This window comes from Stappia sp. TSB10P1A (assembly GCF_900185725.1).
GTDB lineage: Bacteria > Pseudomonadota > Alphaproteobacteria > Rhizobiales > Stappiaceae > Stappia.
Genome location: NZ_FYAU01000036.1, coordinates 157,432 through 179,888, shown reverse-complemented (window position 1 = coordinate 179,888; position 22,457 = coordinate 157,432). Strand labels below are relative to the sequence as shown.

The following is a 22,457-nucleotide window of genomic DNA, read 5'->3' as shown; positions in this document are numbered from 1 at the left end:
GGGGGAGAGATCATGGCACGAATGAAATTCCTCTGCGACGCCGAGCGCTGCATCGAGTGCAATGCCTGCGTCACCGCCTGCAAGAACGAGCATGAAGTGCCTTGGGGCATCAATCGCCGCCGCGTGGTGACCCTGCAGGACGGAAAGCCGGGCGAGCGCTCCATTTCGGTCGCTTGCATGCACTGCTCGGATGCGCCCTGCATGGCAGTCTGTCCGGTCGATTGCTTCTATCAGACCGACGAGGGGGTGGTTCTCCATTCCAAGGACCTGTGTATCGGCTGCGGCTATTGCTTCTACGCCTGTCCCTTCGGCGCGCCGCAATATCCGCAGGCCGGCAACTTCGGCTCGCGCGGCAAGATGGACAAGTGCACCTTCTGCGCCGGCGGTCCTGAAGCCGACAACTCCTCGGTCGAATATGCCAAATATGGCCGCAACCGCCTGGCGGAGGGCAAGTTGCCGCTCTGCGCGGAAATGTGCTCGACCAAGGCGCTGCTGGCGGGTGACGGCGATGTAGTCTCGGCGATCTATCGCGAGCGTGTCGTGGCGCGCGGCTTCGGCGCGGGCGCCTGGGGATGGGGCACCGCCTACGAGCAGAAGGCCGGAAGCTTCTGACCGGATGTACCGGTTGATCGTGAAAAAGGGCAGGGGCGGCCGGTGGCCGCCTTTGTTCGTCGCTGGACCTTGATCCTTCCGCAGCCTGAGCAAGGAGAGCTTGACGTGAAATCGGGACCAGCCGCCTGGGGCATGATGATCGTCGCGGCCACGCTGCTCGCGTTCGTGCCGGGATGCCGGGAGGACGAGCAGAACCGGCCGCTGCATCTGGAGAAGGGGGTCTATCAGGGAGCGGACGACGCGCCGCTCACCGCGGAGGAGCGCCGTGCTCTGCAGGAGCGTGCCAACAGGCAGCGGTTCTGAAGGGCGGCAGGAGACTGGCGATCGAGCGTCCGGACGAGCAAGGGAGGGATTGGGATGAACCACACGGGAACCATTCGCCACGCCGGCTGGCCGCACGCACTTGCGCTGCGTCTCCATGCGGTTGTTCTTGCTGCGGTCGCGGTGGTCTTCCTGGCGCTGACCATGCAGGCGCCGGCCCTGGCGCAGCAGCCCATACTCGACCCGGCGCCTGAGTCGCCGGTGCAGGGCCAGGTTCCCGGAAACACGCGCGGCACCGTTTCCGACACCGACCTGTGGCGCGCCGTACGACAGGGTGTTGCCGGCAGCGTGTCGATCCCCGACAGGAACGCTGCGACCCTGGTGCAGTCGGAGGGCGAACTCTGGCGCTCGATCCGCAATGGTCCACTCGCCCTCTATGGCAGTTGGGCGCTGCTGGCGACGGTCGTGGCGCTGAGCCTTTTCTTCGCCATTCGCGGACGCATTCGCATCGAGCACGGGCGATCCGACCGGACCATTACCCGTTTCGTCGCTGTCGAGCGCTTCGGCCACTGGCTGCTGGCAATCTCCTTCATCGTGCTGGCGCTGACCGGCCTCAATGTCATGTATGGCCGTTACGTGTTGCTGCCCTTGATCGGACCGGACGCCTTCGGAGCGATCACCATGTTCGGCAAGTACCTGCACAATTACCTTGCCTTCGCCTTCATGGCGGGCCTGGTCATCGTGTTCCTGATGTGGGTGCGGCACAATCTTCCGGACCGAACCGATATCAAATGGGTGCTGCAGGGAGGCGGTGTTCTCTCGCGCCGGCTCCATCCTCCGGCGAAGAAGTTCAATGCCGGGCAGAAGGTGATCTTCTGGCTGACGATCCTGTGCGGCGTGTCGATCTCCCTGTCCGGCTGGACATTGCTGTTTCCCTACACCACGCACTTCTTCTCCGGCACGTTCGAAGTGGTCAACACGGTGTTCGGGAGCGAGCTCCCCACCGCTCTGACACCGTTGCAGGAGCAGCAACTCGCTTCGCTCTGGCATTCGATCATGAGCGTCTTCCTGATCTGCGTGATCCTTGCGCATATCTATATCGGCACGATCGGCATGGAGGGGGCTTTCGATGCGATGGGATCGGGCGAGGTCGATCTCAACTGGGCGAAGGAGCATCATTCCCTGTGGGTGGATGAGGTGATGGCCCGCGAGGGAGAACAGAACGGCGGGGCGGAGGCGCAGCCTGCCGAATAGCCCGGGAGCACGACGTGTCGGCGGCGATCAGGGGTCTTGCGGTTTCGGCCGCTCTGGTGTTGGCCGCTACCGGCGTCTGCGAAGCCGCAGACGACGGCGGGCCGACATGGCCGGAGCGGTTGCAAGGACATGGCGGGCCGGTAAGGTCGGTCACGGTCGATCCGGAGGATGCGCAAGTGCTCACCGCGTCCTTCGACTATTCGGTCATCCTTTGGGACATCAGCGAGGGCGAGGCGAAGATCCTGCATCGCATGATCGGCCACGAGGCCGCCGCCAATGATGCGGCCTTCGCCGGTGCGGGCCGTGCGGTGTCGGTCGGGGACGATGGGGCGGTGATCCTCTGGGACCTTGATACGGGGACGATGCTCGACCGGACCGATACCGGCGACGACAAGATGCTGGCGGTCGCCGTCAGCCCGGATGGCCGCTTCGCGGCGACCGCGTCCTGGGACTGGACGGCCAGGATTTACACTCTGGAGAGCGACCGGCTGACCGAGCGCGCCGTGCTGCGCGGCCACCGCGGCACCGTCAATGCCGTCGCCTTCTCCGAAGACGGAGCCCGCGTCTATACGGCCTCCTATGACGGCGCGATCCGGCTCTTCGACCGGGAGAGCGGCGAGTTTCTGCAAGAGGTCTACTCGCATGGCTGGGCCATCAATGTGATGCGCCTGCTGCCCGGTGGGCAGCACCTTGTTTTTGGCGCCGCCGACGGTGAGGTGGCGGTGGTCGACATCGCGCAAGGCGCGGTCTTCAAGCAGCTCGCCAGCCACGAGCGGCCCGTCCTGTCGCTGGCGCTGTCGGGCGATGGGCACCGCCTTGCCAGTGGCGGTGGCGACGGACGCATCCGCGTCTATGCAACGGACGGATGGGAGGGGCTGGAGGAGTTCGAGAACCCTTACGGTCCGATCTGGGGCACGGCCCTGCCGGGCGACGGTTCGGTAGCCCTGTATGCCGGCCTCGACGACCATGTGAATGTCTGGCAGGTGGCTCCCCGCAAGGCCTTCGAGCCGGTCGAGAGCGCCTTTCCGCGCCGCTTCCAGGTGGCCGAGGACGAGGATCCGGGACGACGGCAATTCGCGCGAAAATGTTCCGTCTGCCACACGCTGACGCCGGATGACGGCAACCGCGCCGGCCCGACGCTCTACGGCGTCTTCGGACGACGGGTCGGAACACTGCCGGGCTATCCCTATTCGGAAGCGCTGCGCCGTCTCGACTTCATCTGGACCGAGCAGACGATCTCCGATCTCTTCGACCATGGCCCGGATATCGTGACGCCGGGGTCCAAGATGCCGCTTCAGCGCCTGACGAACGACGAGGAGCGTAACGCGCTGGTGGTCTATCTCAAACGAGCGACCGCGCCCGATGCCGGCGGGGTCGGCAGCGAGGGAGAACAAAAGCAATGAAGGCGTTCGTCAGCGCACTTGTTGCGCTCGTCGTGATCGGGACGGGGGCGTGGGCCTATCTCACCCGCGAACTGGATTACTCGTCGGCCTCCGTCTACACATCGCAGACGGCGGGTGCGGTGCGGCTTTCGCCGGACAGCGGCAAGCGACCGGGTAAATGACCGTGCACGTCCGCCCAGGCATCTTGCGCGCGTTTTTTTGTGCCGCGCCACTGACGATCTTCGCGGGCGTGGGCGCATCAGCACAGCCGGCACCGGCGAACCTGCTGGAGCGCGCGCAGGCCGCGGTGGTTGCCGTGCTGCCGGACTGGCCCGAAGGCCGTGCCAATGCGGAAGAACCGGAAGGCTCGGCCGTGGCGATCGGCGACGGCACCATGCTGCTCACCGCCGATCACGTGCTTGGTCAGGCCCGGGGTGTTCGCCTGCGCTTTTCCGACGGCCGCGTTCTTCCGGCGGAAATCATCTTCCGGGATGCCGAGACCGACCTCGCCATTCTGCGCGCGCCCGAGGCCCTGCCGCCACTCGTCTTTGCGCCGCAGCCCGGCCTGGGTGCTCCGGTATGCGCGCTCGGCAATGGCTTTGGCCTTGGGATCTCGTTGAGTTGCGGCGTGGTATCGGCAACGGCGAGGGGCGGCGTCGGGTTCAATGCGGTCGAGGACTTCATCCAGACCGACGCGGCGGTCAATCCGGGCGCGTCGGGCGGCGCTCTGATTGATAGCGAAGGGAGGATCGTGGGCATTCTCTCGGCGATCTTCACCAAGTCCGGGGACGGCGATATCGGAGTGAACTTCGCTGTCTCGGCGGCGCTCGCTGAGCACGTGATCGAGGCCGCGATCACGTTCGCCAGCCCGCGTCGCAGTCTCGGCGCGCAGGTGCGGCCAACGCGGCCCGGTCCCGACAAGGCGGGTCTCGAAGTGATTTCCGTTGATGAGGACGGAGCCGCACACCGGGCCGGCCTTGCGCCCGGTGACGTCATCCTCTCGATCGACGGCGTATCCGTCAGCAAGCTGGCGGCGTTTCGCGGGCGCCTGGAGCGCCGCGATGCGCGCGGCCGGCTGATCGTCCGCCGGGAAGACTCAGAACTTCAAGTGGATCTGAAAGTTGCAGACTGATCAATAGCTTGCTCGACTGCGCGGACTCTTCATCGCAGATTGGTGATTCACAATCTCAACGGGAGGCGGGCGAAAGGTTTCGCCTTTGCCCCGCCCCAGGCATCAGGAGAAAACCATGAACGACGAGACCTTCAACATGTCTCTGAGGAAGTTCCTCAAGCAGGTCGGCGTCACCTCGCAACAGGCGCTGGAGACTCATGTTCGCGAGGCCGGCCTGACGACGGGCACGTTGTCCGCCCGGGTGGTGCTGACACTGGATGGACAGGAGTTCGAACATGTTGTGACAGGTCAGATCGATCTCGGCTGAGACCTTGCCGGACCTGTCGGGAGGCTGCGGAATCATTTTTTGAAGGAATGCCTGCATCGTGCCGGAACAAAAGGACAAAGCGCCTTCCGACCCACGCCTGCCGCCCTTGCTGGCCGGGCACAGGAGGCCAGCTTGCGAGCACCCTTTCGACGCAGCGGTCTCCGGCGCGGAAGCCGGCCGCTACTCCGCCGGCGACCTGCTGTGGTCCGAGAGCCGGAGCCACTTGCGGATCGCCCTTGTGCTGGAACCTGATGTGCCGCCCACGCGCTGCGCCGAGATGCTGTTTCTTGCCATGGTCGCGAGCACAGATGCGATCGGCACGCTCATCCCGCCGGAAGTTGCCTTGACCTATGTCTGGCCAGCCACGCTGCGTGCGAACGGAGCGCGGGTCGGACGGGCCCGGTTCCGGCAGTCGGCAGACCTGGACGAGGAGGGCGCGCCGCTGTGGCTGGTGGTCGGCATCGAGATGCGCCTTGCCCCGGTCGGCGGAGACGTGGAGCCCGGAGAGATCCCGCATCTGACCAGCCTTTCCGACGAGGGGGCGGCGGATCTCGATGGCACGCTCGCGGTGGAGGCCCTGGCGCGCCACCTGATGACGTGGCTCCACACCTGGGAGGTCGAGGGGTTTGGCCCGGTCGTTGAGAACTGGCTGTTTCGGGCAGATGGCTATAAGGGTGAGGTCGTGCTGCCCGACCCGGATGGCGACCTGCGTGGCACGTTTCTGGGGCTCGACGAAGCCGGAAACCTGCTCCTCAGGCCAATGGACGCAGAACCGGTGACGGTGGTGGCGGTGCCGCTCGACCGGCACCTGGATCAACTTGACCGGCTCGACAGCCTGGATGCTGCGCTGGCGCTCCACAGTGAGGTGATTGACCGATGACACGGCTGTTGAAGGCGATCCGGCTCGATGCATCGGACACGAAGGTGTTCCCGCAGGCGGCGGAAGCGGGCGACTGGGTGATCCCCGGAACTTTCGCGTTTCGCGCCTATACAGACGAGGGGCTGACCGGGAAACTGCGCCAGGCCTTTGTTTCCGGGTTCCTGTCTCTGGAGAATTTCGGCTGGGCGACGCTGGCGACCCCGGCCGACCTGCCAGACGGGGAGCGCGAGCGACTGATCGAGCGACTTTCGGAGCATTTCGTCGCCGAACATGGCGCTCCGTCTCTGGAGGCCGCGCGGTCGGTGGCCGAGGCAGAACTGGACGACGCCGCCGAAATTGCCGCGGAACTGGACCTCGATGCGCTGCTGGCGATCAGCCGCGAGATCGACGAGGACGGATCGATCCGCGAGAGCCTGCACCTGGTGGAGCGCGCGGGCGACGGGTCCCATGCCCGGATCTGGGACGTGTCCGAGGACGAGTGATGCCGCAATTCTGGAAGTCCTCGGGGATGCATCTCCTGACGCGTGACGCGCATGGCCATCTCGCCGTGACGCCGGATTTCCTGCGTGCCTATTACACGCGGCCCGAACTCCACCCGGTGGAAGACTCCTGCGTCGCCGAGCACCGCCTGTTCGAGAGGCTGATGGCGGACCCTTTCGCTCCCGTCGGCGAACAGGACCTTGCGGCCATCGCGGACCCGGACGCGGCGGACAACTATCGTATCGTGTTGCGGTTCCGGGATCACCTGCTGGCGCATGGCAGCATCGAAAGCGGCTATGCCGCCCTGTTCCAGGCGGGCAACGGCATCGCGATTCCGCCGATGTTCATCGATCAGTTGGTGCACCTCATCGCCCACAATATCCTGCGCAAGGTCGCCGATCCTCTGCGTTTGCGCGCCGGCGAACTGCTGTTCCGCGAGCAGGCGGCAACCACGGCGGACGGGCAACTCATGCTGGCGGATGCCGAAACTGTCGAGACCTATTCGCGCACCGGCGGTCTGGGAGGCCTGGGGGCATTGCTGGCCGAAGCCGGTACGCCGCTGCCCTCCGTCTCGCTCGATGTCCTGACCGAAGACAATGCCCCGATCTACTGGGACCGTTCGGACCGCTTCGATACCGCCATCGACGTCCGGTTCACCGAACCGGCCCTCGATGCCTTCGCGAGGGTTCTGGAAAGCTGGATCGCCCATTTCCATGGCGTTTCGGTCCGCATCCAGCCGCAGCAATCGATCCGCGACGAGCGCTGGTCCTGGCATGTCGGACTGGACGCCGAGGCGACCCGCATCCTCAATGCCCTTTATGAGGGAAAACCGGTCGGGGATGAAGATCTCGGTCGGATCGTCGCCCTGTTCCGTCTGGACTTCGACAGCCGGGGCGATGCCATCGACAGCATGCGCGGCAAGCCGGTCTGGATGGGGCTGGCAATGGGAGCGGACAATATCGTGCGCATGAAGCCGCAGAACCTATTGACAAACCTGCCAGTTCGGCGCCGAAACTGACTGCCCCGCCCGCGGTCGTTACGCCCGCAAGCCACCGGACCCCTGCCATGATCGCCTCGGAAAACGGCCGTGCCATCCTGTTCATGATGCTTGCCATGGCCGGGTTCATCGTGAACGACAGTTTCGTGAAGCTGGTCTCCGAGCGTTTGCCGCTTGGCGAGATCATGTTCGTGCGCGGAATGATGGCGCTGGTCCTGGTTCTTGCCCTTGCCGTTTTCAACGGCGAGGTCCGGCGGTTTTCTCTGTTGGTGAACCGGATTGTCGGCCTGCGGGTGTTTGCCGAGGTGACGGCGACTGTCCTCTATCTCACGGCGCTCTTCAACATGGAGATCGCCAACGCAACGGCCATCCTTCAGGCGCTGCCGCTGCTGGTCACGGCGGGCGCTGCCGTCTTCCTGGGAGCGCCGGTCGGCTGGCGACGCTGGACCGCGATCGCAGTCGGTTTTTGCGGCGTGCTGCTGATCGTGCGTCCGGGCATGGAGGGGTTCAACGCATGGGCCCTGATTGCGCTCGCCAGCGTGCTCTTCATGGCGCTGCGCGACCTCGCAACCAACGTTCTGCCGAAGAGCGTGCCGACACTCGGCGTCACTTTCGCGACCCTGGTCGGCGTCACGGTGACCGGGATGGCGCTGTCGCTGGGCGAGACATGGGTCATGCCGACCCTGCTGGACCTGACATTCCTGGCGGCGGCCGCTCTGTTCATTCTCATCGGATTTGTCGCCATCATCAACGCGATGCGCATCGGCGACATCTCGCTGGTCGCTCCGTTCCGCTATTCGATCATCGTCTGGGCGATCATCATCGGCTTTGTCGTATGGGGCGATGTTCCGGACCTGCCGACGCTTGCCGGCATTGCCATCGTCGTTGCCACCGGACTGTACAGCCTGATGCGCGAGCGCAAGAAGCTCAACGCGGCCGGCCCGGCCGCGACGGCGGACCTGCCGCGCTGACTTTCAGACCTGCCGAAACTTGCCATTCACGCTTCGCACGCCGTAAAGCAGTTCCTATGACAAAACCCTTATCCCCGGCACTCTCGGAGCGGCGCCCGACAATCGCGCTTCTTGTTGCCGTCTCAGCCGTCAATCCGCTTGCCCTCAATATCTACCTGCCGTCGATGCCGACGCTGGTCGGCATTTTCGGGACGACTGCCGGCATGGTGCAGCTCACGCTGTCGCTCTATCTGGCAGCCGTTGCCGTCGCCCAGATCGGCATCGGCCCGTTGTCGGATCGGCACGGCCGCAGACCGGTGCTGCTGTGGGGGCTGGCGATCTTCATTCTCGGCAGCACCGTCTGCACCCTGGCGGATACGATCGAGACGATGCTGGTGGGTCGGGTGCTGCAGGCGGCCGGCGGCTGCGCCGGCATCGTGCTCGGACGCGCCATCGTGCGCGATCTCTTCGATCGCAGCCAAGCGGCCAGCATGATCGGCTACGTGACGATGGGGCTGGCGGTGGCGCCGATGATCGGACCGGCGCTCGGCGGCGCTCTGGACGAGAATTTTGGCTGGCGGACCAGTTCCTATCTGATGGTGGTGCTGGGCATCGTTGTCTTCGTCTGGGCCTGGTTCGAACTGCACGAGACGAACCACAACCGCACGCCGGCGGGAGGCGGCCTGAGGGGGCTGGCGCAGAGCTATGCCGTGCTTGCCCGGTCCTCGCTGTTCATGAGCTATGCGATGACCTCCGCCTTCACGTCGGCGGTGTTCTTCTCCTTCCTTGGCGGAGCTCCCTTCATTGCCGCCGAACTGCTGCACATGACGCCGTCGACCTATGGCCTCTATTTCATGCTGGTGGCTGGCGGCTACATCATCGGCAACTGGACGTCGGGCCGGTTCTCCGCCCGGATCGGCATCGGCCGGATGATCAATGGCGGCAATGCCGTCCTGAGCGTCGCGGTGCTGGCGATCGCGGCCGCGTTCTGGATGGGGCACCTGCATCCATTGTCGCTGTTCGGTCCGATGTTCGTGGTCGGGCTCGGCAACGGCATGTCGCTGCCAAATGCGATTGCCGGTGCCGTGAGTGTTCGCCCGGATCTTGCCGGCGCGGCCTCGGGCTTCACCGGCAGCATGCAGATCGGCGCGGGCGCGATCACGTCGGCGCTGGTTGGTTGGCTCTTGTCCGGCGTGCTGTGGCCGGGCACGATCTGGCCGCTGGTTCTGGTCATGGCCGTCTGCTGCTGTATCGCCGTCGGTTCGGGGGTCGTCGCACGTCTGCTGGAGCCCTCCGACTGTTAGGGAACGCCCGGCCAGTGTTTCGGGAAGCACGGGCCGCGGGTTGCCGGCCGGGGGAGACACGAACGTCGAAAACCGGGCGCCGCGCCGTCACGACGGGGCCGAAAGCGAGGACAAGCCAATGACCAACAGACAGGATCGGCGCGCTGGTCGTGCGACGGGGACGCTCGACACGACAGGCTTCCTGCAGGTGGCCGCAAGGTTCATCGACTTGGCCAATCGCGAGAACCGCAAGATCGCCGCCACCGACCTGCAAATGGCCTTCCTCTGGGCCGCCGCGCGTTACAACGCGCATGTCGCCAAGGCGGTGATCGGGGTCGAGGATCACGAGGAGTTCGTCACTCAGATGGTGGAGAGCTATCGCGAGATGCTGCGCCAGAACCTCGCGGATCCGGAACTCGACCCGCCGGCCGGCAGCGCCTGAGGATCGTCCGGGAGACGCTGTTCACCACGTTGCGCGAACCGGCGGGGCGTCAACTGTCCTTAAGGAAGTCCTCCGCGGTCAGCGCCTCCCTGTCGAGCGCGAGATAGTCGTCGGTGGTGACCACTCTCGGACGCGCTCCGCCGCGCAGCGGCGTGTCCTCCATCTCCCACTGAGCCGAAATCCGGCAGTCGTCGCACATCTCGATCAGGGCGATCTGCTCGGCGCGCTGGAACATCCAATGCTTGCCGGAGAGCTTCTCACGGATGCGGGCGATGGAGGCTTTCGTGCCGAAAGCTTTGCCGCAGGACACGCAGGTGGCCGGCTCCTCCTCGTGCAGCACCTGCGGCCTCATCGCAGCCGGTGTGGCGTTGTAGCGGGCCTCCAGCGTGATCACCTGCTCCGGACAGGTGTTGGCGCAAAGCCCGCACTGGACGCAGGCGGCTTCCGTCAGGCTCACCTGCGGTTTGTCGGGGTTGTCGGACAGGGCCGCCGTGGGACAGGCCGAGACGCAGGCAAGGCACAGCGTGCAGCCCTTCGCGGCGATGCGGATCCGGCCATAGGGCGCATGCGAGGGCAGGGCGATGATGTCTTGCGCCGAAGGGGCGCCTTCCAGCAGACGGGCAATGGCGCTGCGCGCAACATCGCGCTTGGTGCCGACCGGGTCGACGCTCGTCGGCCTGATGGCGGGACCAGGCGCGGGCAGGGCGAAGTGTCCATCGAGACGGTCCGGATCGTCTTCCACGGCGATGGTGAACATGTCGGCGGCGACGTAGCCCATGCCGGACAGCAGGCTCGCGCAAAGCTCGATTTCCATTCGCAGCGCATCGAGTTCGTGCGCCTTGGTCGGCGGACAGAGGAAGACGATGCGCCTGGCGCCGGCAAGGGTGGCGGCGAGGACCGCGTCGTGGCCGAAACTGGTGACCGAGTGGACGGCATGCGGCAGGACATTGCCCGGCAATCCCTCGCCGAAGCGGGCGAGCGCGTTGATCAGGTCGCCGCCATGCTGGCCGTCATGGACGAGAAGCACCGCGTTGCTGCCGCCCGCCTCGCGATAGGTGCCGATGAGAGCCTGGAGGCGGCGGATCTCGCCGCGGCGATCGGGATAGCGATAGCTGACCGCCCCGGTGGGGCAATGGGCGGCGCAGGAACCGCATCCGCCGCAGATGCCCGGATCGATGGCGATTTCGCGTCCCATGCTGGAAATCGCGCCGGCGGGACAGGCATCGAGACAGTTGGTGCAGCCGGTTTTGCCGGAGCGGCCATGCACGCAGATCGAGGCGTCATAGGTGACATAGAGCGGCTTCTCGAAGGTGCCGACCATGTCCGCCAAGTCGAACAGGGCCCGCGCCACCGCCGCCGGAGCGCCCGGATCGACGCGGACATAGCCGTCGCGCTTTGCCGGCGCGCTGACGAGCGGAGTGTCTCCGGAAAGGTCGAGAATGAGACTGCATGTCGCCTTCGCTCCGTCGCGCGGCAGCGCGAAGGACGGGGCTCCTCGCGAAGAAGGCAGCATCTGGGCATAGCCGTCGACGGTCACCGAGAAATCCCCGAGCGAACCGGCAACGGTGCGGATGCGGCCGGCATGGACGGGGATCTCCAGAGTGCTGGGCAGGAGAATGTCGGACGCGTCGCTGAGCAGCAGCGAGACGGACAGTCGCCCCTCCAGCGCCCGCGCCGCGTCGAGCGCCTGCTGGCCGGCGCCGTAGACGAGGCAGACCCCGTCCGAGTCGATCGAGTGCAGCACGGCGGGTTCGACCGGCGTCAGGGCTTCGGCGAGAAGCGCGGAGATCTTCGGATGCGGATCGCTTGAGGCAGGGCACCAGCCCGCCCGTTCGCGGATGTTGACGAAGGAGAGATCCTGATCGGCGCCGCGCTCCTCGGCGATTTCCTGGAAAAGCGGGGCCTCCTGCGTGCACGCCACCAGCAGCGGTTCGCCGGTCGCGAGCGCTTTTTCGAAGGAGGTCATCTGGGCCCGGCACAACTGGGTGTGGATGATGTGGTCCTTCTCCAGACCGGCGATGCGGTGCGCGTCGAGACGCATGGTCTTCTCGCAATTGCACAGCAGGATTCTGGGGTTGCTCGAAGCCATGTCGTTCCTCCCCGCATACGGCCTCAGCCTGTCTGGCAAGCCGCCGCGCCTTATGATTGCTCCGCCGGACACTAGCGCAGTTACGAAGAGTTTTCCCCCTTCGCCTGGAGGACGCAAGTCCAGTGGCTGGCGAACGCCGTGGAGGGGCCGGATTGTCTTTGTCGCGCATGTGCTCCAGAGTCATACTGTCGGGGAGAGCATCCGGACTGCGGTCTACCGGGAGGACGTCAGGTGCACAGGGAAGTGACAGCGATGTTCGGTATCGTGCTCGAACGCCGCCCATCGCCGTCAAAATGGGCGGACTGGTCCTGGGCGGTCGTCGAGGTGATCCCCGATGCGCCGCCGACCGAAGGCTGGACGGTGATCCAGGACCAGGACGGCGTCACCCGCTACCTGTCTTCGCCGCACATGCTGGTCCTGCATCACAAGATGGTCGAGGCCTATGACGCCAATATCGAGACCGGCGAGCCGTCGATATGGGCGATGCTGGACGACGAGATCGTGGCGAGGAATCCGCCCTACAGGGTGCGCGGCGTGACGGCGGATCCGTACGAAGCGCAAGGGGTACTCGACAGTGCCGAAGGCCTCGTCGAGCGCGTGCCGATGCCGCGGGAAACGGTCGCCTGGATGGCTCAGTATCTTGGCTCCCTGCCGGAGGCGCCCGCCTTCCGCAAGCGCCGCCGCGACCGTGTCGAGTTGGAGAAGCAGATTTTCGGCAAGGAGCCGATCTTCTCGCCGCTCGGCCGCAAGGAGGAGCGGGATCAGTGACGAGAGAGGCCGACAGCGGATTCTTGTCGCGGTGGTCGCAGCGCAAGCAGGCGGCACGACAGCAGGAGAGAACCGCTGGGAGTGACGATCTGGCGGGGATGGAGCCGGCTGGGGCGGCAGATGCCGATACCACTGCGCAGGGCGACGCGGCGCTGGAAAGGCCTTCGCAGGAGGAGACTGCCGCTGCCAACCAGGCCGCGGCCGAGTCCGTCGATCTGGAGACGCTCGGCTTTGAATCCGATTATTCGGTCTTTCTGAAGGACGGAGTTTCCACCCAACTGAAAAATGCCGCCTTGCGCAGGTTGTGGCGGTCGAACCCTGTGCTGGCCTGCCTTGATGGGCTCAACGATTACGACGAGGACTATCGCAAGGTCGAGACCTTCGCGCACGGCGTCCGTTCGTCCTGGCAGGTTGGCAAGGGTTATGGCTGGATGGCCGAAGTCGACGAAAACTTGGAGGCGGTCGCGGACAGCGTCGACGGAGTGCCCGCTCCGGACCGTGCCGGTGACCTCGCTTCCGGTGACCTCGTTTCCGGTGAACCCGTGCAGGACACACCGGAGCGCGCCGAGGCGCTGCTCCCTGACGCTGCCGAGCGCGGAGGCGAGGATCCGCAAGACCAGGTGGCGGGTGCATGCGAAGGGGAAGACGAGCGCGGGGAGGCGGGTCTCCAACTCGCCGCGCCGGCGACCCGCGAGACTGACGACACGGTGCGTCCGCACTCGTCTGCCGCGTCAGAGCCTGTCCGCCCCGCGCGGCGGCGGGTCCGCTTCACCTGACGAGACGACCCGGCGGCGAGCCTATTGCGGCGGAAACTGAGCCTCGCAATAGCTGACGGCGCGCGCCCGGAACGTGTCGTAGCGCGCCGCGTCGACCAGCCCATCCCGGCGCATCTGATCGACCGCGCCGAGACGCTCGGCAAGACAGGCGTCAAGCCGAGGATCGGCGCCCGCGGCCAGTCCGGCGCGAACGGGGCCGTCGCCTTCGAACGGTGTCATGGCAACGCCGGCAAACCCGACTTTGCCGATCCACACCATCGCCGCGGCCAGACAGACCGCCACCGCGAGAGCGGCAATCCTTGCGCCGCGACCGTCGATCCCTCGCGGGCGCAACTGCCGACTATCGCGCGCCGCCGCCATCTCAGCCGCCGGTTACGCTCATGTGACGGCTGACGGCAGGCTGGCGGGTGCGCCGATCGATGATGAAGTCGTGGCCCTTGGGTTTGCGGCCGATCGCCTCGTCGATGGCGGTGTGCAGAAGGGCGTCGCTTTCGGAAGCCCGGAGCGCGGCACGCAGGTCCGCGCTGTCGTCCTGGCCGAGACACATGTAGAGCATGCCAGTGCAGGTGATGCGGACGCGGTTGCAGGTCTCGCAGAAATTATGGGTCATCGGCGTGATGAAGCCGAGACGCCCGCCGGTCTCGGCGATGCGCACGTAGCGGGCAGGGCCGCCGGTCTTGTACGGGATGTCCTCCAGCGTCAGATGCTCTGCCAGATTGGCACGAACCAGCGAAAGCGGGAGATACTGGTCGGTTCTGTCTTCCTCGATCTCGCCGAGCGGCATGGTCTCGATCAAGGTCAGATCGTAGCCGTTGCCGTGGCACCATTCGATCATGGGAACAATCTCATGATCGTTCACGCCTTTAAGGGCGACCATGTTGATCTTGATCGACAGGCCGGCCTCGGTGGCGGCGCGGATGCCATCCATGACTTTGGCAAGGTCGCCCCAGCGGGTGATCGCCCGAAAGCGGGCCGGGTCGAGCGTGTCTATGGAGACGTTGATGCGCCGCACGCCGCAGTCGCTGAGTTCCGCTGCATACCGGGCGAGCTGCGATCCGTTGGTGGTGATCGTGAGCTCCTCGAGATCGCCGCTGTCGATATGGCGCGAGAGCGAGCGGATCAGGCTCATGATGTTCTTGCGGACCAGCGGTTCGCCGCCGGTCAGACGCAGCTTGCGCACGCCCTTGACGATGAAAGCCGAGCACAGCCGGTCGAGTTCCTCGAGAGTCAGTACCTCCCGCTTGGGCAGGAAGGTCATGTCTTCGGCCATGCAGTAGACACAGCGGAAGTCGCAGCGGTCGGTGACGGAAACGCGGAGATAGCTGACTGTTCGCCCGAACGGGTCGATCATCTGCTGGGACATCGTGTGTTCCTCGCTCGGTCGGTTGGTCCGGCCTCGTGATACGCGGATCCCGATGCCTGATGCATCCGGCCTCCTCCCATTTGGGTATGAAGGTAGCGGAAAGAAGAGTTGCGTCAATTGTGCGCGCGCAGGAGATGCTGGTGCCCAACACCTGCCCTTGCAGTTTGCCGAGGCGCCACTATCGTCGCCGGCACGCAAGACAACGCAACCCGGAAGGATTGGCACCGTGACCGACAGCAAGCCCTGGCCGACCGAGATCCGTCTGAGCAAGGATCGGAAGCGGTTGACCGTGACGTTCGACAGCGGTGCGGCGCACGAGTTTTCCGCCGAATACCTGCGCGTCTGCTCACCCTCCGCCGAGGTGCAGGGACATTCGCCGGCTCAGCGCAAGACCGTGCCCGGCAAGCGGGAGGTCGCAATTCTCCAGATCGATCCGGTCGGCAACTATGCGGTGCGCCTTCATTTCGACGATCTGCACAATACAGGGATCTTCTCCTGGGACTATTTCCTGAAACTTGCCCATGACCGCGAGGAGCTCTGGGGCGGCTACCTGCGCGAACTGGAGGAGAAGGGGCTCTCACGCGAGCCGAAGCGTTGAATCGGAGCGTCGACAGGTGTGCGGAATCATCGGCATAGTTAATTTGAGAGAATCATTTCGGAGAGTGCGGATCGTGAGCGGTGATGGAGCGATGACCCCGGGTTTCGGGCTAGGCGAAGCCGGACAAGCGAAGGGGTTGAGCCGCCGCGCGCTGCTGATTGGTCTGCCGCTGCTTCTGGCTGCCTGCCAGAGCAAGGGCGGGGCGATCCGCAACGCGGGCCTGGAAATCACCACCGAGGGCAAGCCCGATTATGCGCTGGCCTATGCGGCCCGGCGCGACGGTGGCTTCAACATCCCGGCCATTCCCTGGAAAGAGTTCGACCCGAAATATCTCCGGCAGACGGTGCGTTATGTCAGCCGGCACGAGCCGGGGACGGTTGTGGTCGATCCCCACGCCAAGTTTCTGTATCTCATCCAGCCGGGCGGCACCGCGATCCGCTATGGGATCGGTGTCGGCCGGGCCGGCTTCGCCTGGTCGGGCGATGCGACGATCCGCTTCAAGCGGGAGTGGCCGAAGTGGTTTCCGCCGGCCGAGATGATCGACCGCGACCCATCGCTTGAAAAGTACCGGGACGGTCAGGAGGGTGGCCCAAGCAACCCGATCGGCGCGCGGGGCCTGTATCTGTGGCAGGGCAACGTGGACACGCTCTACCGCATCCACGGCACCAACCAGCCCCGCTCGATCGGTACGAACGCATCGTCAGGATGCATTCGCATGTGGCACCAGGACATCATCGATCTTTACGACCGGGTGAATGTCGGAGCCAAGGTGGTTGTGCTCGGCTGAGATCAGCGCAAGCTGATCGCGAGCGTTTCCGCATAGGCGAGGATCGCTTCCAGATCGTCGGAGGTGAGAACGACCTCAGCGAGGGTGGCCGGACTGTCGGGTGGGCGTTCGGGCTCGTTCTCGAAGCGCAGGTGGGCTGGATGCGGGCGTCGCGCGAGGAAGGTCTCGAAGCGTTCGTGCCAGTCTTCAAGCGCGCTGATCATGATCATGAAGGACGGGGTGGAGGAGATGCCCGTCATGCGGTTCTCCGGAGTCACCACGTGACAGCGGGCACAGTGGAGCCGTGACAAGGCCTCGCCGCGTTGGGCCAGCGCCGTGTCCTGCTGGGCGCTTGCCGGCCCCGGCCCGCCGGGAGGTAGGACAGCCAGTTGGCAGCCGAGGCCGATCATCACCATGAGCCGGCGCGGCCGTCCAGCCTTCTCGTGCCGATGTGACCACCTGTACCCGGCCATGGCTGCCATCCGTGCCTCAACCGCGCGGCCCCAACTGCGCGTGCTTATGCCCGATCCGGCTCAGGATCGCCGCTGGTCGGTTGCCGGTCAATGCAAAAGGGGCCGGCGAACCCGCCAGCCCCTTCAGACCGCTGGAACCCGTGAGGCTCAGCGCTTGACCACGACACGGGTGCCGATATCGACGTTCTCGTAAAGATGAATCACATCTTCGTTGGCCATGCGGATGCAGCCGGATGAGACGGCGGTACCGATGGTCCAGGGCTCGTTCGAGCCGTGGATCCGGTAGAGCGTGTTGCCGAGATACATGGCGCGGGCGCCCAGCGGGTTGTTCGGTCCGCCCGGCATATGCGCCGGCAGCACGCGGCCCTTGGCACGTTCGCGGGCCCGCATCTGCGGCGGCGGCGTCCAGCCCGGCCACTCCGCCTTGCGGGTGATCCGCTGGGTGCCGGCCCACTGGAAGCCCTCGCGGCCGACGCCGATGCCGTATTTCATCGCGCGGCCATTCTCCTGCACATGGTACAGGCGGCGCTCGCCCGTATCGATGATGATCGTGCCCGGCGCGTGGGGGCCGTCATAACGGATGCGTTCCCGCGGGATCGGCGACTTGCCGCTCTGCGTGCCGTGGGGGTTGTATTCCACCCACTTGCGGGTTGCGGGATCAAAGAAGCTGTTCGCAGCCGCAGGCGTCGCGATGGTCGCGGCGACGAGCGTCACGGCAAGCAGTTTGAAAAAGCGCATAGTCAGGTTCCCCATCCGATGGTCATGCGAACCAGCCACTGACCCCATGCTACACCGCGGTGGAAGCCGATGCCGTCCCTGATGGGGAGGCGAGGCTGCCGAAAGGTCTTCGGCAAGGGGTCCGCGTGGCACTGCCTGCCGATCTGGCTCGTCGACGATACTTCCCATTGTCCCTTGCAATGCAGTTAATGCAAAGGTCTCGACAGGACAGAAACTGCCGCAAACGGACGAGGGTTGGCGTGACGGCGGTCACATGATCGTGAGTTTTCCGCCCAAGGGGGCAAGGTGCCGCCGTCACACCGGAATGAGGCAAGGGATTTCAGCTTCAGCCGAGGTTCAACTCCTTGAAGAAGTCATTGCCCTTGTCGTCGATGACAATGAAGGCGGGGAAGTCCTCGACCTCGATACGCCAGATCGCCTCCATGCCGAGTTCGGGGAACTCGACCACCTCGACCTTCTTGATGCAGTCCTGGGCAAGGCGGGCGGCCGGGCCGCCGATGGAGCCGAGATAGAAGCCGCCATGGGCCTGGCAGGCACGGCGCACCTGGGCGGAGCGGTTGCCCTTGGCGAGCATCACCATCGAGCCGCCGGCAGCCTGGAACTGATCCACATAGGCATCCATGCGGCCGGCGGTGGTCGGACCGAACGAGCCGGAGGCATAGCCCTCCGGCGTCTTTGCGGGGCCGGCATAATAGATCGGATGGTTCTTGAAATAGTCCGGCAGCGGCTGGCCGCTTTCCAGACGTTCGCGCAGCTTGGCGTGGGCAAGGTCGCGGGCGACGATCAGCGGGCCGCTCAGCGACAGGCGGGTCTTGATCGGGTGCCGCGTCAGTTCGGCGAGAATCTCCGGCATCGGCCGGGTAAGGTCGATCTTCACCACATGATCGGAGAGCGTGTCGTCGGTCACCTCCGGCATGTACTTGTGCGGCTCTCGCTCGAGCTGCTCCAGATAGATGCCGTCACGCGTGATCTTGCCGAGCGCCTGCCGATCGGCCGAGCAGGACACGCCGATGCCGATGGGCAGCGATGCGCCGTGGCGCGGCAGGCGGATGACCCGGACATCGTGGCAGAAATACTTGCCGCCGAACTGCGCGCCGACGCCGGTCGCCTGCGTCAGCTTGTGGATCTGCTCTTCCATCTCCAGGTCGCGGAATGCATGCCCCAGCTCGGAGCCGGCTGTCGGCAACTGGTCGAGATAGCGCGCGGAGGCGAGCTTGACGGTCTTCAGCGTCATCTCCGCCGAGGTGCCGCCGATGACGATGGCAAGGTGATACGGCGGACAGGCGGCCGTGCCGAGCGTCAGGATCTTCTCCTTGATGAACTCGACCAGCCGGTCCGGGGTCAGCAGCGACGGGGTGCCCTGATAGAGGAACGTCTTGTTGGCCGAACCGCCGCCCTTCGCCATGAAGAGGAACTTGTAGGCATCGTCCCCCTCGCTGTAGAGCTCGACCTGGGCCGGCATGTTGTTGGACGTGTTCTTTTCCTCGAACATCGACAGCGGCGCGAGCTGCGAATAGCGCAGGTTCTTCTTGAAGTAGGCGTCGCGTGCACCTTCCGCGAGCCGCGCCTCGTCGCTGCCGTCGGTCCACACGCGGCGACCCTTCTTGCCCATGATGATGGCGGTGCCGGTGTCCTGACACATCGGCAGCACCCCATGCGCGGAGATGTTGGCGTTCTTCAGCAGGTCGAAGGCGACGAACTTGTCGTTTTCGGTCGCTTCGGGATCGTCGAGGATCTTGCGCAACTGCTCAAGGTGTCCGGGGCGCAGGTAGTGATTGATATCTGCGAAGGCTTCCTCCGCGAGAATGCGGAGGCCCTCAGGCGCGACCATCAGAACGTCCTCACCGTTGAAGGTGGCGGTCGAGACGTGATCGGATGTCAGCTTGCGATAGGGAGTGGGATCCGCACCCAGTGGAAACAGCGTGGAATGGCGATAGTCGGGAGGGGTGGTCTCGGACATCGATCTGCCTTGGCTGGAAGCTGAGGTGGATAGGTTGGGTTGCCTTGTACGCCATCCCGTCGCCTCCCGCCAAGTCGACTTGCGCCGCAGCCCGCCAGTAGTGGGAAACGCGACGGGCGCCGCGCTTCCAGGACCTGCTATCGGGTGGCGGTGATGACCAGTTTTACGGCGACTTCGTCACCGACGGTCGAGGCGGGAATGTCGGAGCCGATGCCAAAGACCAGCCGCAGGACCGGAACTTCCGCCTGAGCGCGGGCGGTGTCGCCATCGATCTCCAGCGTGAAGGGGAGGGTGAGGGGCACGGCCTTGCCCTTGACCGAAAGCTCTCCGGCCGCCTCGTAACGCCCGTCGCCGAGCGCGGTAATCCGCGACGATTCGAAGATGGCCTGAGGATGGGTCGACGGATCGAACCACGAACCGCTGACCAGCGTCTGATCGACCTGCGGCTGGCCTGTGCCGACAGATACGGTGTTGATCACCGCGCGAATGTGGGAGCCGTCGAGGTTTTCAGGATCGAATTCGATCTCGGCGGTCCACTCCTGGAAACGGCCCTCAACGGAGTTGCCGTTCTGCGTCGCGACGAAGGACAGGCTGCTTTCGGCCTGGTCGACAGTCCAGGTGCTGGCTGTGGCCGGACCAGCCGCAAGGAGCGCGGCGAACGCCAGGCCGAGAGCGTGCGTGTGCACAGTTCGGAGAGGGGAGAACATTGTGGTAAACCTCGTGGTTGAACGGTGCCGCGTCCAGGCGCTCCCGGGAGGGAAGGTCGTGGGTCCGGTGCGGTACCTGCCTCGGTTTGGGCGTCAGCGCGGGTGGGTCTCGCTTCCGGTGCGGACCATGCGCCGCAGGACGTCGTCCCGGTTGAGGAAGTGGTGCTTGAGCGCGGCGGCGACATGCAGCACGACCAGGAGCAGAAGACTGTTGGCCAGCAATTCATGCAGGCCCTTGAGCGTACGCTCCGCTTCCGCCTTGCTGCCCAGAGCGTCCGGCACCGGCAGGTGCGGGACAGGCAAGATGTCGAAACCGACCGTCGGAATTCCCCAGGGAGAGGCGGAAACCATCAGCCAACCCGACAGCGGGATCGCCAGCATCAGCGCATAGAGGCCCGCATGCCCGAGATGGGCCGCCAGCCGCTCGATACCCGGCATCGTCTCGGGCAGTGCGGGAGACGGATTTGCCAGCCGCCAGGCAAGCCGGGCGAGCACGAGGGCGAGCACCACGAAGCCGAGCGACTTGTGCAACTGGTAGAGCGCGAAAGTATCCGGCGCCATCGGGTCGAGCCCGGTCATGTACTTGCCGAACAGGAACAGCCCGATGATGAGAAGTGCCATCATCCAATGGAAGAGGATGGCGACAAGACCATAGCCTGAACGAGTGTTGCGCAGTTGCATGACGGCTTCCGTTCCTGCTGCCGTGAGAATGCGGGAGACGGACGGGGAGGCGCCCGTCTCCCGCCTGAAACCTTACTTGGCCTGCAGTGCCTCGGCGCTGAAGGAGATCGTCACCTCGTCGCTCACGAACGGCACGAACATATCCATGCCGAAGTCCGACCGCTTGACCACCGTGGTCGCGTCAAATCCAACCGCCGGGACCTTCTCCATCGGGTGTTCGCCGATCGCGTTGATCGTGACGTCGAAGGTTGCCGGCTTGGTGACGCCCTTGATGGTCAGATCGCCAGCGACGGAAAGGGTCTTCTCGCCGGTCTTCTCCACGCTGGTGGAGACGAACGTGGCGGTCGGATGGGCCGTCACCTCGAAGAAGTCGGAGCCCTTGAGGTGCTGGTCGCGCTCGCCCCAGAACGTATCGAGGCTGTCGACGTTCACCGTCAGGGAAATGCTGGAGTTGGCCGGCGTCTCCTGATCGATCACCAGTTCGCCGTTCCAGTCGCCGAAGCGGCCATCCGTGGTCGAATAGCCGAGATGGTTGTACGAGAAGGTCAGGTTGGCGTGGGACTTGTCGAAATCATAGGCAACCGGTTCGGCGATCGCGGGAGCGGCGGCAAGGGCGACCGCGAGCACGGCGGCGGAAAGACGGATCATGAAAAACTCCTGGCATTGCTGTTAAGGGATCGGCGCTGACCGCGTCGGGCGGCCTGCCGTGGAAATCGTATGAACGCGTTGCGTCATCAACCGCGCCCTGCTGAATTCACTGTCTGCGTGCGGTGAACAATAGCAGACGGTGAGTCATGACTGTATGACGCTTGCGTGTTCCCCCCGGCTCGGGCACTTTCCCGCTGGCCGTGTCTGGACGGAACGGCGCGTGGCGGCAGAATCGAGGCCCGCTGGGTTCGAACTTTCGGAGATGCGGGACATGATCGATCTCTACACTTGGAGCACGCCAAACGGCCGCAAGGTCTCGATCATGCTGGAGGAGAGCGGGCTTCCCTACACGGTCTTCCCGATCGACATCACCAATTCGGAGCAATACGCGCCGGCCTTCGTCCATATTTCGCCGAACAGCAAGATCCCGGCGATCATCGACCGGGAGGCTGGTGTCAGCCTGATGGAGTCCGGAGCCATTCTGCTCTATCTCGCCGACAAGACCGGGCGGTTCCTGCCGCCCGAGGGGCCGGAACGCCTGCGCGTCATCGAATGGCTGATGTGGCAGATGGGCGGCTTCGGACCGATGCTCGGCCAGGCCCATCATTTCCTGCATTTCCATCCGGGCAAGGCGCCTTACGCCGAAGAGCGGTATGCCAACGAGGCGAGACGGCTCTATCGCGTGCTCGACCGCCAGCTTTCCGAGCACCAGTTCGTAGCTGGCGACTATTCGATCGCCGACATGTCGATCTGGCCATGGGCCAGTCGGTTCGCATGGCAGGGGGTCGATTTTGCGGAATATCCCAATGTCCGGCGCTGGTATCTCGAAGTTGCGGCGCGGCCAGCGGTCCAGCGCGGCTACGACGTGCCGAGTGTTTCCGCCGAGATTCCCATGCCCGCCTGAGTGGCG

General features: G+C 65.1%; 27 protein-coding genes. 18 read left to right on the top strand and 9 right to left on the bottom strand.

The window, feature by feature from the left end; genetic code table 11:
* Positions 1–12: 12 nt before the first annotated feature.
* From fdh3B to TSB10P1A_RS19465, 13 genes are all read left to right on the top strand, one after another.
* A complete protein-coding gene (gene fdh3B / locus TSB10P1A_RS19525; protein WP_186389616.1) occupies positions 13–612 on the top strand; it encodes a formate dehydrogenase FDH3 subunit beta in 600 nt (199 codons plus the stop codon).
* A 105-nt stretch (positions 613–717) separates the two neighbouring features.
* A complete protein-coding gene (locus TSB10P1A_RS19520) occupies positions 718–915 on the top strand; it encodes a hypothetical protein (RefSeq protein WP_186389615.1) in 198 nt (65 codons plus the stop codon).
* 54 nt (positions 916–969) lie between these two features.
* Positions 970–2,127 carry a formate dehydrogenase subunit gamma gene (locus TSB10P1A_RS19515; RefSeq protein ID WP_208987154.1) on the top strand — a complete coding sequence of 386 codons (1,158 nt, stop codon included), beginning with the start codon at positions 970–972 and terminating at the stop codon, positions 2,125–2,127.
* Positions 2,128–2,141: 14 nt separating this feature from the next.
* Positions 2,142–3,530, top strand: coding sequence for a c-type cytochrome (locus tag TSB10P1A_RS19510; protein ID WP_244293190.1), 1,389 nt, complete (start codon positions 2,142–2,144; stop codon positions 3,528–3,530).
* Positions 3,527–3,691, top strand: a complete 165-nt coding sequence (locus tag TSB10P1A_RS19505) for a hypothetical protein (protein WP_186389614.1) — start codon at positions 3,527–3,529, stop codon at positions 3,689–3,691. Before TSB10P1A_RS19510 ends, TSB10P1A_RS19505 begins: the two co-directional genes overlap by 4 nt.
* Positions 3,688–4,641, top strand: a complete 954-nt coding sequence (locus TSB10P1A_RS19500; RefSeq protein ID WP_186389613.1) for a S1C family serine protease — start codon at positions 3,688–3,690, stop codon at positions 4,639–4,641. Before TSB10P1A_RS19505 ends, TSB10P1A_RS19500 begins: the two co-directional genes overlap by 4 nt.
* A gap of 115 nt (positions 4,642–4,756) precedes the next feature.
* Positions 4,757–4,948, top strand: coding sequence for a DUF6494 family protein (locus TSB10P1A_RS19495; protein WP_186389612.1), 192 nt, complete (start codon positions 4,757–4,759; stop codon positions 4,946–4,948).
* Between the two features lie 58 nt (positions 4,949–5,006).
* Positions 5,007–5,828: a biotin/lipoate--protein ligase family protein gene (locus tag TSB10P1A_RS19490; protein WP_186389611.1), complete on the top strand. Its 822-nt coding sequence runs from the start codon at positions 5,007–5,009 to the stop codon at positions 5,826–5,828.
* Positions 5,825–6,310 carry a DUF6505 family protein gene (locus TSB10P1A_RS19485; protein WP_186389610.1) on the top strand — a complete coding sequence of 162 codons (486 nt, stop codon included), beginning with the start codon at positions 5,825–5,827 and terminating at the stop codon, positions 6,308–6,310. The genes TSB10P1A_RS19490 and TSB10P1A_RS19485 overlap by 4 nt, the downstream gene beginning before the upstream one ends.
* Entirely contained in the window at positions 6,310–7,326 is a 1,017-nt protein-coding gene (locus TSB10P1A_RS19480) for a DUF6352 family protein (protein ID WP_186389609.1), read from the top strand. The genes TSB10P1A_RS19485 and TSB10P1A_RS19480 overlap by 1 nt, the downstream gene beginning before the upstream one ends.
* Before the next feature lie 47 nt (positions 7,327–7,373).
* On the top strand, positions 7,374–8,276 hold the full coding sequence (locus TSB10P1A_RS19475) for a DMT family transporter (RefSeq protein ID WP_186389608.1): 903 nt from the start codon (positions 7,374–7,376) through the stop codon (positions 8,274–8,276).
* Positions 8,277–8,332: 56 nt separating this feature from the next.
* Positions 8,333–9,559, top strand: coding sequence for a multidrug effflux MFS transporter (locus TSB10P1A_RS19470; RefSeq protein ID WP_186389607.1), 1,227 nt, complete (start codon positions 8,333–8,335; stop codon positions 9,557–9,559).
* A 118-nt stretch (positions 9,560–9,677) separates the two neighbouring features.
* Positions 9,678–9,980, top strand: a complete 303-nt coding sequence (locus tag TSB10P1A_RS19465; protein ID WP_186389606.1) for a DUF3144 domain-containing protein — start codon at positions 9,678–9,680, stop codon at positions 9,978–9,980.
* Positions 9,981–10,029: 49 nt separating this feature from the next.
* Here the strand turns inward: TSB10P1A_RS19465 and TSB10P1A_RS19460 are convergent, their stop codons facing one another.
* Positions 10,030–12,069, bottom strand: a complete 2,040-nt coding sequence (locus TSB10P1A_RS19460) for a 4Fe-4S dicluster domain-containing protein (protein ID WP_186389605.1) — start codon at positions 12,067–12,069, stop codon at positions 10,030–10,032.
* A 252-nt stretch (positions 12,070–12,321) separates the two neighbouring features.
* Here TSB10P1A_RS19460 and TSB10P1A_RS19455 point away from each other — a divergent pair, with 252 nt between their 5' ends.
* Together TSB10P1A_RS19455 and TSB10P1A_RS19450 are read left to right on the top strand one after the other, a co-directional pair.
* Positions 12,322–12,837, top strand: a complete 516-nt coding sequence (locus TSB10P1A_RS19455; RefSeq protein ID WP_186389604.1) for a DUF3305 domain-containing protein — start codon at positions 12,322–12,324, stop codon at positions 12,835–12,837.
* Entirely contained in the window at positions 12,834–13,613 is a 780-nt protein-coding gene (locus TSB10P1A_RS19450) for a DUF3306 domain-containing protein (protein WP_186389603.1), read from the top strand. Before TSB10P1A_RS19455 ends, TSB10P1A_RS19450 begins: the two co-directional genes overlap by 4 nt.
* A gap of 21 nt (positions 13,614–13,634) precedes the next feature.
* On the opposite strand, the gene TSB10P1A_RS19445 is transcribed toward TSB10P1A_RS19450, so the two are convergent.
* Together TSB10P1A_RS19445 and moaA are read right to left on the bottom strand one after the other, a co-directional pair.
* Positions 13,635–13,973, bottom strand: coding sequence for a hypothetical protein (locus TSB10P1A_RS19445; RefSeq protein WP_186389602.1), 339 nt, complete (start codon positions 13,971–13,973; stop codon positions 13,635–13,637).
* A gap of 1 nt (position 13,974) precedes the next feature.
* The gene (gene moaA, locus TSB10P1A_RS19440) at positions 13,975–14,976 is read right to left on the bottom strand and encodes a GTP 3',8-cyclase MoaA (protein ID WP_186389601.1); all 1,002 of its coding nucleotides are present in this window, start codon (positions 14,974–14,976) and stop codon (positions 13,975–13,977) included.
* 226 nt (positions 14,977–15,202) lie between these two features.
* Between moaA and TSB10P1A_RS19435 the strand changes: the two genes are divergently transcribed.
* Positions 15,203–15,574 (top strand): gamma-butyrobetaine hydroxylase-like domain-containing protein, encoded by a 372-nt coding sequence (locus TSB10P1A_RS19435; RefSeq protein ID WP_244293189.1) that lies wholly within the window; start codon positions 15,203–15,205, stop codon positions 15,572–15,574.
* A 91-nt stretch (positions 15,575–15,665) separates the two neighbouring features.
* Positions 15,666–16,361, top strand: a complete 696-nt coding sequence (locus TSB10P1A_RS19430) for a L,D-transpeptidase (protein WP_186390078.1) — start codon at positions 15,666–15,668, stop codon at positions 16,359–16,361.
* Positions 16,362–16,363: 2 nt separating this feature from the next.
* Here the strand turns inward: TSB10P1A_RS19430 and TSB10P1A_RS19425 are convergent, their stop codons facing one another.
* The 6 genes from TSB10P1A_RS19425 to TSB10P1A_RS19400 all read right to left on the bottom strand — a co-directional run bounded on the left by TSB10P1A_RS19425 (position 16,364) and on the right by TSB10P1A_RS19400 (position 21,547).
* Positions 16,364–16,600: a hypothetical protein gene (locus TSB10P1A_RS19425; protein ID WP_186389599.1), complete on the bottom strand. Its 237-nt coding sequence runs from the start codon at positions 16,598–16,600 to the stop codon at positions 16,364–16,366.
* 360 nt (positions 16,601–16,960) lie between these two features.
* Positions 16,961–17,551, bottom strand: coding sequence for a L,D-transpeptidase (locus TSB10P1A_RS19420; RefSeq protein WP_186389598.1), 591 nt, complete (start codon positions 17,549–17,551; stop codon positions 16,961–16,963).
* A gap of 325 nt (positions 17,552–17,876) precedes the next feature.
* A complete protein-coding gene (locus tag TSB10P1A_RS19415) occupies positions 17,877–19,511 on the bottom strand; it encodes a fumarate hydratase (RefSeq protein ID WP_186389597.1) in 1,635 nt (544 codons plus the stop codon).
* 137 nt (positions 19,512–19,648) lie between these two features.
* The gene (locus TSB10P1A_RS19410; protein WP_186389596.1) at positions 19,649–20,218 is read right to left on the bottom strand and encodes a YceI family protein; all 570 of its coding nucleotides are present in this window, start codon (positions 20,216–20,218) and stop codon (positions 19,649–19,651) included.
* A 93-nt stretch (positions 20,219–20,311) separates the two neighbouring features.
* Positions 20,312–20,899, bottom strand: coding sequence for a cytochrome b (locus TSB10P1A_RS19405; RefSeq protein WP_186389595.1), 588 nt, complete (start codon positions 20,897–20,899; stop codon positions 20,312–20,314).
* Positions 20,900–20,971: 72 nt separating this feature from the next.
* Positions 20,972–21,547, bottom strand: a complete 576-nt coding sequence (locus TSB10P1A_RS19400) for a YceI family protein (protein ID WP_186389594.1) — start codon at positions 21,545–21,547, stop codon at positions 20,972–20,974.
* A gap of 271 nt (positions 21,548–21,818) precedes the next feature.
* Between TSB10P1A_RS19400 and TSB10P1A_RS19395 the strand changes: the two genes are divergently transcribed.
* Complete coding sequence (locus tag TSB10P1A_RS19395; protein ID WP_186389593.1) at positions 21,819–22,451, top strand: glutathione S-transferase N-terminal domain-containing protein; 633 nt, start codon at positions 21,819–21,821, stop codon at positions 22,449–22,451.
* Positions 22,452–22,457 lie beyond the last annotated feature (6 nt).